Below are 14388 nucleotides of genomic sequence, written 5' to 3' on the forward strand. Positions count from 1 at the left end.
TCACGCAGCACCCGCCGCTGCGGCCCGACGCGCGCCCGCGCGCCCCCCCCCCCCCCTCCTGGAGGGGACGGTCTCAGGCCGTGGGGGCCAGACGGCCGAAGGACACGGCGTCGCTCCAGATCGCGCGGAGCTGGACGGGCTTCCCGGACCGGGGCGCGTCCCACATCATGTTGTCGCCGGCGTAGATGCCGACGTGGTACGCCCGGCCACCCGAGTTCGAGAAGAACACGAGGTCGCCCGGGACGGCGGCGGCGCGGGAGATGGCCGCCGCGGCCTGCTTCTGGGCGTTGGCGGTGCGCGGGATGTTCACGCCGACCTGGCGGTACACGTAGCTGGTGTAGCCCGAGCAGTCGAAGCCGGACGGCGTGGTGCCGCCGTAGACGTAGGGCACACCGGCGTAGTCGTCGGCGATGGAGAGGATCTGCGCACCGAGCGGGGCCGGGGCGGGAGCCGGAGCCGGCGCGGGCGCCGGGGCGGCGACCTGGACGGCGGCCGGCTGGGCCACGGCCACGGCGCTCTCGGCGACGCTGGAGGCGATGACCGGGGCGGCGTCGCCGGTGCGGGCGGCGCGCTCGATCACGGGGGCGACGACCACGGGGGCCGGGGCCGGAGCAGCGGCGAAGGTGGCGGTGGTCGCCAGCGTCGTCGCGGTGGCGGGGGCGGAGACGACCCCGGGGGCCGTGGTGCCGAAGGCGGCGGGGACGACGCCGGCGACCGAGGCGACGCTGGCGTCGACCGCGGACGGGGCGGCGGCGGGGGCCGCGCCGGCGGGCAGGGCGACCGCGACGAGCAGACCACCGGCAGCGGCCGCGACGGCGCCGGTGCGAGCGGCCCCTCCGGCAGTGCGGGCGACGCTGTCCGACAGGTCGGTGAAGGGCGTGAGCGGACGGACGGCAGCGCGGTGGCGCGCCTGGACGCGAGTCGTCAAGGTGTGGGCCTCTCCGACGCCTGCGAGGTGAGCTGTCGGGTTCGGGCAGGGAGTAGCCCGGCCGGTTCGCACCGGCTTCACCCCAAGGGCTCGGTCGACCTGGCGGTCGGGCCTCACCCGGAGAACTTGGTTCCCCCACCCCTGCCATGTGATGTCTCGGGGGACCTCGTCGCGGTGGCAGGGCTCGGCGTCCGCTGGAGGGCATCCACGTGCGTGGTCGTGGCTGCGGGTGGACCATAACCCGCCGACGACCGCAATGTCACGACCCGGTGACGAACAGGTGCCGGGCTGGTGACGTGCCGTGGATCCTATCCTCACTCACAGTGACCGATCGGCACTGAACGCCGATCTGCGTGAGCGCCGAACGGGTGACGGCCCCCTGGTGGACGTCACAGCCTGCGCTGCAACGCTCCCCCAGGGGGCCGTCCGAGTGGTTCCCGGTGGCGGAACGGCGCCGGCCGTGGTCCGGGGCCCGCCGCGTGGGGCCGGTGGGTCAGCCCACGGCGACGAAGATGTGCCCCGCCTCGGCCTGTGTGAGATCGACCACGGTCTCCCCCACGGTGACCTCCACGCCGGCGCCGGAGGACTTCGCGACGACCTCCACCCCGGGCACCAGACCCGCGCTGTGGAACTTCGCCAGGAGCGGGACGTCGGTCTGCAGGGGCTCACCCAGGCGCCGCACGACGACCGTCCGGCCCTCGACGTCGGGGGCCGTCAGCGGCTTCACCCCGGCCCGGAAGGCCTCGGACGCCTCGCCCTCGCCGAGCTCGGCCAGCCCCGGGATGGGGTTGCCGTAGGGGTCGAAGTGCGGGTGGTCGAGGATCGCGACGAGCCGCTTCTCGACCTCCTCGGACACGACGTGCTCCCAGCGGCAGGCCTCCTCGTGGACGAGGCTCCACTCCAGGCCGATGACGTCGGTGAGCAGCCGCTCGGTGAGCCGGTGCTTGCGCATGACGCGCATGGCCTTGGCGTTGCCGGCCTCGGTCAGCTGCAGGCGGCGGTCGGTGCCGACGTGCAGCAGCCCGTCGCGTTCCATGCGGGCCACGGTCTGGGACACGGTGGGGCCGGAGTGGTGCAGCCGCTCGGCGATGCGAGCGCGCATCGGCACGATGCCTTCCTCTTCCAGTTCGAAGACCGTCTTGAGGTACATCTCGGTGGTGTCGATGAGATCGCTCACCCGGTCATCATCCGGCATCGGCCCCGGTGGTCGCACCCCTGTCCCGCACCGCGCGAGCACGGGAGCTGCGAACGTCTCCCGATAGCGGCCCGGTCCCGCCACGGCTAGCGTCGACGTCCGTGGCGAGATCCTCCTCCACCCGCGAGGGCACCGGCGTCCTGTGGTTCCGGCGGGACCTCCGCCTGCACGACCACCCCGCGCTCCTGGCCGCCGTCGCGGACGGCGAGGTCCTGCCGCTGTTCGTCGTCGACCCCGCCCTGTGGGGGCCCTCCGGCGACGTCCGCCGCGCGTACCTGCTGCGCTCGCTGCGCGCCCTCGACGCCGACCTCGGCGGTCGCCTCGTCGTCGAGCGCGGGGAACCGGCCGAGGTCGTCCGCACCGTCGCGCGCCGCGTCCGTGCCCGCCGGGTCCACGTGAGCGCCGACGCCGGACCCTACGGGCGGCGGCGCGACGACGAGGTCGCCTCCGCCCTGGCCGACGACGAGCGCGAACTCGTCCGCACCGGGACCCCTTACGCGATCGGGCCGGGCACCATCCTCAACGGCTCCGGCAAGCCGTTCCAGGTGTTCACGCCGTTCTCCCGCGCCTGGAACGAGCACGGGTGGCCCGAACCGGCCGAACTCCCCGACGACGTCCGCTGGGTCTCCGACGGCGAGGGTGTCGACGGCCGGCACTGGCCGGCCGAACCCGACCTCGGGGACCTCACGCTGCCGGACGCGGGTGAGGAGGCAGCCCACGACCGCTGGCACGAGTTCCTCGAGCACGGCCTGGCCGACTACGGCGACGAGCGCAACCGCCCCGACCACGACGGGACCTCCCAGCTCTCGCACGCCCTGAAGTGGGGTGAGCTGCACCCGCGGACGCTGCTGGCGGACCTGCGCCGCAAGCGGTCCGACGGGGCGCAGACCTACCGGACCGAGCTGTGCTGGCGCGACTTCTACGCGGACGTCCTGTGGAACCGTCCCGACAGCGCGCGGGAGTACTACAAGCCGCAGCTCTCCGGCCTGAACTACAACGACCCCGGGGAGGCGTTCGCGGCGTGGGCCGAGGGACGCACGGGGTTCCCGATCGTCGACGCCGGGATGCGGCAGCTGCGGTCGGTCGGGTGGGTGCACAACCGCGTCCGGATGATCGTCGCGAGCTTCCTCGTCAAGGACCTGCACGTCGAGTGGCGCCACGGGGCGCGCGAGTTCCTGCACTGGCTGCGCGACGGGGACCTGGCCAGCAACAACCACGGGTGGCAGTGGGTCGCGGGTTCGGGCACCGACGCCTCGCCGTTCTTCCGCGTCTTCAACCCCGTGACGCAGGGGCAGAAGTTCGACCCCGAGGGCGACTACGTCCGCCGCTACGTGCCGGAACTGCGGCACGTGAGCGGGAAGGCCGCGCACACGCCGTGGGACGTGGCGGACGGGTACGCCCACGGGTACCCCGAGCGCATCGTCGACCACGCTCACGAACGTCAGGTCGCCCTCGACGACTACGCGCGCGTCAAGGGCTGACGCGCGCGACCTCGTCGCGGGCGCCGTCTCCCGGTGGCGAGCGGTCTGGACCGGAGGCAAGGTCGGGACACAGGGGTTTCGAGAAGTGGAGCTCACCGCCGCACGCCGGACGGAGTCCCGCATGTACCTGCACGTCCAGAAGCTCATCCACGAGATCGCCGACGACGAACCGGACCCCGCGGCGGCCAACGCGCTGCAGGAGGGCCTGGGCGGCCAGTTCGGCGAGATGCGCACGATGATGCAGTACCTCTTCCAGTCGATGAACTTCCGCGGGCCGAAGGCCAAGCCGTACAAGGACCTCCTCCAGGGCATCGGCACCGAGGAGATCAGCCACGTCGAGCTCATCGGGACGACCATCGCCCGCCTCCTGGACGGTTCCCCCCGCTACCAGGGCAAGGACTCCGACCCGCTGGACACCCCCGGCGCCGGCGGTGCCACCCCCCTGGCCAGCGCCCTGACCGAGGGCAACATCCACCACTACCTCGTGGGCGCCCAGGGCGCCCTGCCGGTCGACTCCGCGGGGAACCCGTGGAGCGGCAGCTACGTCTACAACTCCGGCAACCTCGTCCTGGACCTGCTGTACAACCTGATGCTGGAGTCCACCGGACGCCTGCAGAAGTGCCGCATCTACGAGATGTCGTCGAACAAGACGCTGCGCTCGACCGTGAGCTACCTCATCGTGCGGGACCAGGCCCACGAGAACAGCTACGCCAAGGCGCTCGAGACGCTCGGGGTGGACTGGAAGAAGCTCCTGCCGATCCCGAAGACGAACGCCGAACGCTTCCCCGAGGTCAAGCAGATGGTCGACCTGGGGTGGCAGTCGAAGCAGTACACGTTCGACCTCACCGGAGCTTCCGAGGCGGGCAAGATCGTGCGCGGTGCGTCGCCGTCGAACGACGGCACCGACCTCGACGGCACGGAGCAGGCCCCCGAAGGCGCGCCCCTGACCATCGCCGAGGAGCGGTACGAGGAGTTCGCCCCGGGCCTGGACCCCGAACTGATCGAACTCATCCAGGCCACGGCGGACTTGGAGATGGAGGAACCGGTCATGACCTACGGGCCCCTGGGATCCGGGGCCTGAGACCGGCCTGCGCCAGGACGACGACGGTGGTGCCACGGCGCGGGCCGGCTGGGGACCGGCCCACCCGCGGCACCGTCGTCGTCGCGCGACGGGCCTCGTCGGCACAGCCGTCGCCCCCACGGTGCTCGGCGGCGTGCTGGGCAGTGCAGGCCCGGGACGGGACCGCGCCGTCCTCGCCGAGCGCCGTCCCGGCGGCGCCGCCCGGCGGGTCGACGTGACCCGCCGGGAGGACGCCGACGTGGCCGTCGTCCTCGACGGGCCGACGGCGGCGAGGCCGACCGAGCAGCTGCGACGGGCTGCTCGAGGTGGACCTCAGGGCCGCCGAGCGCACCGTCCGACTCGCGGCGCTCCTGCTCCTGGAGCACGCACCCGCCTCTCCCGTCCTGCTCGAGTCGACGGTGGCGCACCGGGCCTCCCCGCACCACGCGACGTCTGCGCCGGCCGCCTCGACCTCACGCCGCGCCGTCCGTAGCCCCGACCCTGCAGGGTCAGGGCGCGGGGTGGCGCGCGTCGTACCGCAGGAACCCCCGTTGGGCGCTCGCGAGCGCCAGCACGGCGACCACGCAGGCCGCCCCGCCCGCGAGCGCGGCCAGCCCCTCGCCGATGCCCGTCGCGGCGGACCCGAGGACGAGGTCGCCGAGCCGCGGACCCCCGGCGACGACGACGATGAAGACCCCCTGCAGCCGGCCGCGCAGGGCGTCGGGGGTCGCGACCTGGAGGATCGTGCCGCGGAAGATCGAGCTGACGGCGTCGGCGGCCCCGGAGACGGCGAGCAGCCCGACGCAGGCCCAGAGCTTCCCGTCCGCCCCGTCGGGGGCGAGCACGAGCACGACGCCGAACGCGGCGACCGAGGCGCCGTAGACGGCGACGCAGCCGACGACGACCGCGCCCTGCCGGCGGACTCCGCCGAGGGGCCCGGACAGCAGCCCCGCGAGGACGGAACCGAGCGCGAACCCCGCCCCGAGCAGTCCGACGGTCCGCGCTCCCCCGCCGAGTTCGGCGGCACCGAGCGCGGGGTACAGCACGCGCGGCATGGCGAACACCATGGCGCACAGGTCGGCGAGGAAGGTGGCCCGCACGTTGGGCCGGGTGGCGAGGAAGCGGACGCCCTCCAGCACCGAGCGCAGGCCGGGCCGCCGGCTGCCCTCGAGCACCTCCGGCCGCATGGGCGGGAGCCGGTGCACGCCGACGAGTGCGGCCACGAACGTCACCGCGTCCACGGTGTACGCGGCCTGGAACCCCCACGTCGCGACGAGGAACCCGGCCAGCAGCGGCCCGACGGTCAGCGCGATCGCGTTCGTCGTCCCGGACAGCGCGTTGGCCGCCGGGAGCAGGTGGCGCGGGACGATCCCGGGGACGATGGCCGAGCGGGCCGGGTTGTTGACGGCGAAGGCCGCGCTCTGCAGGGCGACGAGGACGTAGAGCAGCCCGACGGAGTCGACGTGCCACCAGGCCTGGGCCGCGATCGCGATCGACAGGACCCACAGGACCGCCGAGGCGAGCAGCGCGACCCGTCGCCGGTCGTGGGCGTCGACGAGCGCACCGCCGTACAGGCCCAGCCCGACCAGCGGGACGAGCGCGACGACGCCCACGAGGCCGACGGCGAAGGTGGAGGAGGTGAGCGCGAAGACCTGCAGGCCGACGGTGACGACGGTCAGCTGGGTGCCGATGCCGGCCAGGGACTGCCCGACCCAGAGCCACCGGAAGGCGGGGACCTCGCGCAGGGGGGTGGTGTCGGCGAACAGGCGCCGCCGCGTCGCGGCGGGTGGTGAACTCACCGCCGCAGGATAGGTCGTTGTCCGGGAGAACCACCCGGCGAGGACCCGGCCCGGACGCGGAAAGCCCCCGGGTGCTTCCGCGCCGCCGGTCGCGAGACCGTCGACGTGGGCCGGTGGACAACCCGGCACCCGGGGACCCGGTGACTGCCGTGGATTCGCCGCGCTGCGCGGGGCGACCAGAGCGGTCCGCGTCCTTGCACGCAGCTGCTAGCGGGCAGCCACCTCACGCGTCCGATGAGAAACCATGTGTTCGGACCACCTCCTTCCCGTGTACCTCGACGGTACGACTGCTCCCCGGGAGTTGTCACCCCGTATTTCCGAGGCGTGACCGGGGACCGCCCACTCGTCCGAGCGCGCCGCTTGTCGATCGGGGACACGGGGGCCTACAGTGCTCGCCGTCCGAGTTGTTGTCAGAACCACCCTTACTGATCCGGGGTCCGGTCGTCCCATGAGCTCGTCCCAGCAGGTGATCCTCGTCGCGGTCTCGACGGTGATCTTCGCGCTGCTGCCCGACCGCCGCGGCGACGTCCGCGTGCACCTGCCACTGGTGCGCCGCACGCGCGACCCCTTCGGTGACCAGTGGGCGCTGCCGGGCGGCTGGGTGCGGCAGGAGGAGAGCCTGTCCGACGCCGGCCGCCGCACGCTCGCCGAGACGACGGGGCTGCGGCCGAGCTACCTGGAGCAGCTCTACACCTTCGGCCGTCCCGACCGCTCCCCCGGACAGCGCGTCGTCTCCGTCGTCTACTCCGCCCTCGTGCGCAACCACGAGGCCGCGGCCGCGGTGGAGGGCGAGAACGTGCGCTGGACGTCGGCCGACGACTGCACGGGGCTGGCCTTCGACCACGACGGGATCGTCCAGTACGCGCTGTGGCGGTTGCGCAGCAAGGTGCAGTTCGCGCACGTCGCCCAGCACTTCCTCGACGAGCAGTTCTCCCTCGCACAGTTGCGCGGGGTGCACGAGGCGGTCCTGCAGCGGCCGCTGGACCCGGCGAACTTCCGCCGCCAGGTCGAGGGCTCGGGAACCGTCGTCGAGACCGGTGAACGGCAGACCGGCGGTCGGCACCGCCCGCCCAAGCTCTACCGGGCCGTGGTCCCCGACGGGTCCGCCGGCCCGTTGCGGACCGCCGGTCCCCTGGCCTGAACCAGCCCCACTCGAACCACCCGAACCGCCCGGAACCCCCACGACACCCGCGCGAGCACGCGCGGGAACTCCCGAGAGAAGGCAGCACGATGGCGTCCGTCCCCACGCAGATCGCCCTGCTCACCCGCGCCCCGGGTGGGGCGGACAGCACCTGCGACCCCGACCTGCCCACCGCGCCGTGGCAGTTCGACGCGGTCCCCGGGCAGCCCCTGCCCCTGCCGACGTACGGCGCCGGCGCGTCGCGGCAGGACCCGGCCCCGGCCGACTCCCCCGTGCAGCAGCAGATCCCCGCGCAGTACCGCCTGCTCCCCGCCGAGGAACTGGACCGGCGCATCCGTGCCGCCAAGGAGGCGCTCGGTTCCCGGGTGACGATCCTCGGGCACGCCTACCAGCGCGACGAGATCGTCCAGTACGCCGACTTCGTGGGCGACTCCTTCCAGCTCGCGCAGCAGTCGCTGAAGCACCCCGAGGCCGAGTTCGTCGTGTTCTGCGGCGTGCACTTCATGGCCGAGACGGCCGACCTGCTGACGACCGACGACCAGCCGGTCATCCTGCCGAACCTCGCGGCCGGGTGCTCGATGGCCGACATGGCCGACATCGACGCCGTCCAGGCCTGCTGGGACCAGCTCGCCGCGGTCTACGGCACCGAACCCGACGCCGACGGCCGGGTTCCCGTCGTCCCCGTCACGTACATGAACTCCGCCGCCTCGCTCAAGGGTTTCTGCGGTGCGCACGGCGGGATCGTCTGCACCAGTTCCAACGCCCGTGAGGTGCTGGAGTGGGCGTTCGAGCGCGGGCAGCGCGTCCTGTTCTTCCCCGACCAGCACCTGGGCCGGAACACCGCCAAGGCGATGGGCGTCGCCGTCGAGGACATGCCGCTGTGGGACCCCCGCAAACCCCGGGGCGGGAACTCCGAGCAGGACCTCCTCGACGCCCGCGTGGTGCTCTGGCGCGGCTGGTGCTCGGTGCACCAGCGGTTCACCGTCGACCAGATCGCGCAGGCCCGGGCGAAGAACCCCGACGTCCGCGTCATCGTGCACCCCGAGTGCCCGATGGAGGTCGTCGACGCCGCCGACGAGGCGGGGTCGACGCGGTACATCCAGCTCGCCGTCGACGCCGCCCCGGCCGGGACGGCGTTCGCCATCGGCACCGAGGTGAACATGGTGCGCCGGCTCGCCGACACCCGCCCCGACCTGACGATCGAGTGCCTCGACCCGGTCGTCTGCCCGTGCTCGACGATGTACCGGATCCACCCGGCCTACCTGGCGTGGGTGCTGGAGTCCCTCGTCGAGGGCCGCGTCGTGAACCAGGTCAGCGTCGACGCCGAGGTCGCGGCCAACGCCCGCACGGCGGTGGAGCGGATGCTGGCGGTCGGCGCGTGAGCCCGGCCGCGGAGGTCACCACCGACGTCCGCACCGACGTCCTGGTCGTCGGTGCGGGCGTCGCCGGCCTGACCGCGGCGCTCGAGGCCGCCCGCGGCGGCCGGGTCGTGCTGGCCACCAAGACGACGCTCGGCGAGGGCAGCACGGCCTACGCCCAGGGCGGGATCGCCGCCGCCACCGGGCCGGACGACGTCGCCGCGCACGTCGGGGACACCCTCGCCGCGGGCGCCGGGCTCTCCTCCCCCGCTGCGGCGCAGGCCCTCTGCGCAGCGGGACCCGCCGCGGTGCGGGTCCTGGCCGAACGCGGCGTCGCCTTCGACCGGAGCGCGACCGCGGGAGCCGGGTGGGCCCTGGGCCTGGAGGCCGCGCACTCGCGGCCGCGCATCCTGCACGCCGGCGGCGACCGCACGGGGGCCGCGGTCTCGCAGGCGCTCGCGGAGGCGGTGCGGCGCAGCGACGTCGACGTCCGCGAGGACGCGTTCCTGCTGGGCCTGCTGACGTCCGACGGGCGCGTGACGGGTGCGGAGTTCGCCGTCGGCCCGGCGCGCGGCGGCACCCGCACCCTGCTGCGCGTGCACTCCGGCGCCGTGGTGCTCGCCACCGGCGGCGCAGGCCAGCTCTACAGCCGCACGACGAACCCGGCCGTCGCGACGGCCGACGGCCTCGCCGCGGCGTTCCGGGCGGGCGCGCTCGTGGCCGACCTGGAGTTCTTCCAGTTCCACCCCACGGTCGCCGCGGTCGACACGCCGTTCCTCGTCTCCGAGGCCGTCCGCGGCGAGGGCGCCGTCCTGCGCGACGCCACCGGACGGCGGTTCGCGCTCGACGCCGATCCCCGGGGCGAGCTCGCCCCGCGCGACGTGGTCGCCCGCGCCATCGCCACCGCGATGGCGGGCCAGGGCGGCACCCCGGTGCTGCTCGACGCGACCGGGGTCTCCGCGCACCTGGGGCGGCCGTTCGCCGAACGGTTCCCGGGCATCGCGGCGCTGAGCGCCGCCGCGGGCCTGGACCCCGAGCACGACCCGCTGCCGGTCACCCCCGCCGCCCACTACTGGATGGGCGGCATCCGCACCGACGCAGCGGGCCGCACGTCGCTGCCGGGGCTGTGGGCCGCGGGCGAGGTCGCGTGCACGGGCGTGCACGGCGCGAACCGGCTCGCCTCGAACTCCCTCCTGGAGGCCCTCGTCGTGGGCGGCGCGGTCGTCGCCGACCTCGCCACCGGGCCGGGGGCGGCGTCGTTCCCCGACGACGAGGTCACCGGGTTCCCGGCCCCGGACCGGCCCGTCGCCGCGCACGTCGGGCGGCTGGACCTGCAGGCCGCGTTGTGGGAGCACGCCGGTCTCGTCCGCGAGGCCCCCGGACTCGCGGTCGCCACCAAGCTGCTCACCCCGCAGGAGGCCCCCGTCGAGCTCGACGCGGACGACCTCGACGTCCCCCGCTCGACGTGGGAGGACGCCAACCTGCTCCTGGCCGGCCAGCTGCTCGTCACGGCCGCCACCGCGCGCGAGGAGAGCCTCGGCGCCCACTTCCGCTCCGACCACCCCACCGCCCCCGCGCGGCCCCGCCGCCGCAGCCTCCGGAGGACTCCGTGACCCCCACCGCCAACACCCCAGCGGGTGTCGTCGCGCTCGCCCTGGCCGAGGACGCGCCCTGGGGCGACGTGACGAGCGAGTCGCTCCTGCCGGCCGACGCCGTCGCCGACGCCCAGCTCGTCGCCCGCGAACCCGGGGTCCTCGCCGGGTCCGCGTCGGCCCGCGAGGCGTTCACCCAGGCCGCAGCGCTCACGGGCGGGACGCTGGACGTCCTCGAGCTGTCCCCCGACGGCACCCGCTTCGCCGCGGGCGACGTCCTGGGCCGCGTCCGCGGCACGGCCCGCGGGGTCCTGCGCGCCGAGCGCATCGCCCTGAACCTGCTGCAGCACCTGTCGGGCGTCGCGACCCTGACGGCGGCCTTCGTCGACGCCGTGGCCGGCACGGACGCGCGGATCGTCGACACCCGCAAGACGACCCCCGGGCTGAGGGCGCTGGAACGAGCGGCCGTGCGGGCCGGCGGCGGGCACAACCACCGCTGGTCCCTGTCGGACGCGGTCCTCGTCAAGGACAACCACCTCGCGGTGGTGCTGGCGAGCGGGCTGGACGTCACCACCGCGCTGAAGTCCGTGCGGGAGAGCGTGTCCCACACGACGACGATCGAGGTCGAGGTCGACCGACTGGACCAGCTCGAGGCCGTCCTGGCCGCCGACGTCGACGTCGTCCTGCTCGACAACTTCTCCCTGGCTGACCTCGCGACGGGTGTCGCGCTCGTCCGGTCCCGTTCCCTCGCCCTCGTCGAGGCCAGCGGCGGGGTCAGCCTCCAGACCGTCCGCGGCATCGCCGAGCAGGGCGTGGACCTGGTCTCGGTGGGCGCGCTGACGCAGAACGCCCGCACGCTCGACCTCGGGCTCGACACGACCGTGCAGGGCAGCTGACGTGGAGACCCCCGTGGCCTCCGTGGCGTACCTGGACCACGCGGCCACGTCCCCGCCCCGGCGCGAGGTCCTGGAGGCCGTCTGGCCGTACCTGACGAACGTCACGGGGAACCCCTCGAGCGCGCACGCGGTGGGACGGGCTGCCAAGGCCGGTCTCGACGCGGCCCGCGCGGCCGTCGCCGACGTCCTCGGCGCCCGGCCCGGCGAGGTCGTGTTCACCGCCGGCGGAACCGAGGCGGACAACCTCGCCGTCACGGGGATCGCCGCGGCGAACCCCCGGGGCCGGCACGTCGTCGTCTCCGCGATCGAGCACCCGGCCGTGCTGGAGACGGCGTCCGCCCTGCGCGGCAGCGGGTTCACCGTCGACGTCGTGGGGGTGGACGCCGACGGACGCCTCGACCTCGCGGAGCTGGAACGGCTGCTGCGCCCGGACACGACCCTGGTGTCGGTGATGTACGCGAACAACGAGATCGGCACGGTCCAGCCGCTCGCCGAGATCGGCGCGCTGTGCCGCCCCCACGGGATCCCCCTGCACACCGACGCCGTCCAGGCCGCCGGGCACCTCGACGTCGACGTCGAGCGCCTCGGCGTGGACGCGCTGTCGGCCTCGGCCCACAAGTTCGGCGGACTGCGGGGGGCGGGGTTCCTCTGGGTGCGCGGTTCCGTCCCGCTCGCGCCCGTCCTGCACGGCGGCGGCCAGGAGCTCGGCCGGCGTTCGGGCACGTCCGACGTCGCCTCGGCCGTCGGGACCGCCGTCGCGCTGCACCTCGCCGCGACCGCCCGCGACGTCGAGGTGCCGCGCCTGCAGGCGCTGCGGGACCGCCTCGTCGACGGTGTTCTCGCCACCGTGCCCGGCGCCCGGCTCACCGGGCCGCGCAGCCACCGGCTCCCCGGCCACGCCTCGTTCTGCTTCGAGGGCGTCGGCGGGGAGACGATCCTCGCCGAGCTGGAGGAGTCCGGCATCGTCTGCTCCAGCGGGTCCGCCTGCGCCGCAGGCTCGGACGACGCCTCCCACGTCCTGCTCGCGACCGGGTTGTCCGCCGACCTCGCGCGCACGGCGGTCCGGTTCACGCTCGGGAACGGCTCGACCGGCGACGACGTGGATCGCGTACTGGCCGCGCTTCCCGACGCGGTCCGGGTGGCGGGCGCGCTGCGCACCTGACGAGCAGAGCCTGCTGGCGGGTCGGGTGGGTGCCCACCAGCCTGCGAGGCTCCTGCGCCGGCTCCGCATCCTCGCCGGCGACGGCTGATGCCCTTCGGACGATCGTGGCCGACCCGCGACGGCAGGCTCTCGCGATCCCCGCACCGCAGTGGACCGTCCGCGCGCCGTGGACTGCGCGTCCCGTCAGCAGGCCTGGCCCCGCGGCGCGCGGTCATCCCGCACTCAGCACGCGATCTCGTCCGACCGTGACGTCCGCTCGTGTCGATCCGCCCTGTCGCCGTTCGCCCTCAGCGCACGCTGTGACGCTGGCCGTCCAGGTGCTCTGGGCAGCACGGTGGGGGTGTGAGCGAGCCCCCCGTCCAGGTGTCCTTGCAAGCCTCACCGCAGGACGCTGGGTCCTGGGCAGACCTCGCCCGCCGCTGCGAAGACGCCGGCTTTCGCGCCTTGCTGGTCTCCGACCACCCCGGCACTGGACTCTCCCCCCTTCATCGCCCTGGCCGCAGCAGCCACCGCCACCACGACCCTGCGCCTGGGCACCTACGTCCTGAACGCTGGGGTTCGCGACGCTCTCCTCATCGCCGCCGACACCGCCACCCTCGACGTCGTCTCCGGTGGACGTGCCGAGGTCGGCCTCGGAGCAGGTCACACCCCCGCGGAGTGGAAGATGACTGGGCGCACCCGCCCCGATGCCTCCGGGCGCGTGCAACACCTGATCGAGGTGGCCGGTGCGGTGCGCACCCTGCTGGAAGGGCGAAACGTGCCCGCCGACATCGGCGCAGGCCGCGACGTCGTCCTCACCGCCCCCCGTCCCGTGCAGCCCCGGGTTCCGCTGCTGATCGGTGGGAACCACTCCGAGCTGCTGGCCTGGGTCGGCGCCCACGCCGACGCGGTGGGCCTTTCCGGGTTGGGACGGACCCTCGCCGATGGGCACTCCCACACCGTGGACTGGTCGCCGGCTCGCATCGGGGCCACCGCCGCCGCGGTGCACTCCGGCTCCACGGCGGCCGGCCGGGACCTGCCACCACTGGAGGCGCTGGTGCAGGTGGTGACCACCACCGAGGACCGACGCAGCACGGCGGCTGAACTGGCGCAGGAGACCGGGTCCCGCGTGGAAGATCTGCTGACCGCGCCCTACCTGTGGATCGGCACCGTGGAGGAGATCGTCGAGCAGGTGCACACCGCGCGTCAGCGGTGGGGCATCAACCGTTGGGTGGTGCGCGCAGGCGCCTTCGACACCGCGCGTGAAGTCATCGCCCGCCTCGCAAGGAACCCGTAGCCGCCTGGGAGTCGTCGCCGACCTGCCGGTCGTCCCGCCGGCCGTGAGGCCTCACTCCGGTTCTGTGCGCCCGCACGCCTCCATCTCCGCGCGCAGTTCGTGGTCGTCCTCGTGGACGCACAGCGGGCAGGCCGTCAGCCCGCCCGCCCGGGCCAGGGACCAGTGGAGTGTTCCCGCTTTGATGGACACAGGATCAAGCTGCGAGTTCAGCGATCTGGTCGATGTGTCGATAGCCCAACTCGAACTCTCTCGGGGTCAAGTACCCCAACGTCGAGTGGCGCCGGATCGAATTGTAGTAGTTCGCAATCCAGTCGAACGTCGCCCGCCGCAGGTCGTGCACCGTCGGCCACGGTCGGGTGTGGATCAGCTCCTTCTCGTACGTCGCGAAGAACGACTCGGCCACGGCATTGTCGTAGCAGATTCCGGTCCTACCCAGGGAGCGTCGCACACCGTTTCGGTCGCAGAACTGCGCGAACTGCTTCGAGGTGTACTGGGCTCCC

General features: G+C 74.0%; 13 protein-coding genes and 1 riboswitch. Of the genes, 8 read left to right on the plus strand and 5 right to left on the minus strand.

Features of this window, described 5'->3' with window-relative positions:
• Positions 1–73: 73 nt before the first annotated feature.
• Together AB1207_RS24140 and AB1207_RS24145 are read right to left on the minus strand one after the other, a co-directional pair.
• Positions 74–928 carry a C40 family peptidase gene (locus AB1207_RS24140; protein WP_367641355.1) on the minus strand — a complete coding sequence of 285 codons (855 nt, stop codon included), beginning with the start codon at positions 926–928 and terminating at the stop codon, positions 74–76.
• Between the two features lie 2 nt (positions 929–930).
• Positions 931–1100: riboswitch (cyclic di-AMP (ydaO/yuaA leader) on the minus strand.
• Between the two features lie 321 nt (positions 1101–1421).
• Positions 1422–2105: an iron-dependent transcriptional repressor DtxR gene (locus AB1207_RS24145; protein WP_367641356.1), complete on the minus strand. Its 684-nt coding sequence runs from the start codon at positions 2103–2105 to the stop codon at positions 1422–1424.
• Between the two features lie 119 nt (positions 2106–2224).
• On the opposite strand from AB1207_RS24145, the gene AB1207_RS24150 reads away from it, so the two are divergent.
• Complete coding sequence (locus tag AB1207_RS24150) at positions 2225–3604, plus strand: cryptochrome/photolyase family protein (protein ID WP_367641358.1); 1380 nt, start codon at positions 2225–2227, stop codon at positions 3602–3604.
• Positions 3605–3725: 121 nt separating this feature from the next.
• Complete coding sequence (locus AB1207_RS24155) at positions 3726–4685, plus strand: manganese catalase family protein (RefSeq protein ID WP_367641372.1); 960 nt, start codon at positions 3726–3728, stop codon at positions 4683–4685.
• A gap of 488 nt (positions 4686–5173) precedes the next feature.
• On the opposite strand, the gene AB1207_RS24160 is transcribed toward AB1207_RS24155, so the two are convergent.
• Entirely contained in the window at positions 5174–6463 is a 1290-nt protein-coding gene (locus tag AB1207_RS24160; protein WP_367641360.1) for an MFS transporter, read from the minus strand.
• 448 nt (positions 6464–6911) lie between these two features.
• On the opposite strand from AB1207_RS24160, the gene AB1207_RS24165 reads away from it, so the two are divergent.
• From AB1207_RS24165 to AB1207_RS24190, 6 genes are all read left to right on the plus strand, one after another.
• Entirely contained in the window at positions 6912–7604 is a 693-nt protein-coding gene (locus AB1207_RS24165) for an NUDIX hydrolase (protein ID WP_367641362.1), read from the plus strand.
• An 89-nt stretch (positions 7605–7693) separates the two neighbouring features.
• The gene (gene nadA / locus AB1207_RS24170) at positions 7694–8986 is read left to right on the plus strand and encodes a quinolinate synthase NadA (RefSeq protein WP_367641364.1); all 1293 of its coding nucleotides are present in this window, start codon (positions 7694–7696) and stop codon (positions 8984–8986) included.
• Entirely contained in the window at positions 8983–10575 is a 1593-nt protein-coding gene (gene nadB, locus AB1207_RS24175; protein ID WP_367641365.1) for an L-aspartate oxidase, read from the plus strand. The genes nadA and nadB overlap by 4 nt, the downstream gene beginning before the upstream one ends.
• Entirely contained in the window at positions 10572–11450 is an 879-nt protein-coding gene (nadC, locus tag AB1207_RS24180; RefSeq protein WP_367641367.1) for a carboxylating nicotinate-nucleotide diphosphorylase, read from the plus strand. The genes nadB and nadC overlap by 4 nt, the downstream gene beginning before the upstream one ends.
• Before the next feature lies 1 nt (position 11451).
• Entirely contained in the window at positions 11452–12612 is a 1161-nt protein-coding gene (locus AB1207_RS24185; protein WP_437179019.1) for a cysteine desulfurase family protein, read from the plus strand.
• Positions 12613–13105: 493 nt separating this feature from the next.
• The gene (locus tag AB1207_RS24190; RefSeq protein WP_367641374.1) at positions 13106–13888 is read left to right on the plus strand and encodes an LLM class flavin-dependent oxidoreductase; all 783 of its coding nucleotides are present in this window, start codon (positions 13106–13108) and stop codon (positions 13886–13888) included.
• 51 nt (positions 13889–13939) lie between these two features.
• Here the strand turns inward: AB1207_RS24190 and AB1207_RS24195 are convergent, their stop codons facing one another.
• Both AB1207_RS24195 and AB1207_RS24200 read right to left on the minus strand, forming a co-directional pair.
• Positions 13940–14077, minus strand: a complete 138-nt coding sequence (locus AB1207_RS24195) for a hypothetical protein (protein ID WP_367641369.1) — start codon at positions 14075–14077, stop codon at positions 13940–13942.
• Between the two features lie 4 nt (positions 14078–14081).
• A partial coding sequence (locus AB1207_RS24200; protein WP_367641370.1) for an integrase core domain-containing protein occupies positions 14082–14388 on the minus strand: 307 nt, incomplete at its 5' end.

This window comes from Kineococcus endophyticus, assembly GCF_040796495.1.
Lineage (GTDB): Bacteria > Actinomycetota > Actinomycetes > Actinomycetales > Kineococcaceae > Kineococcus > Kineococcus endophyticus.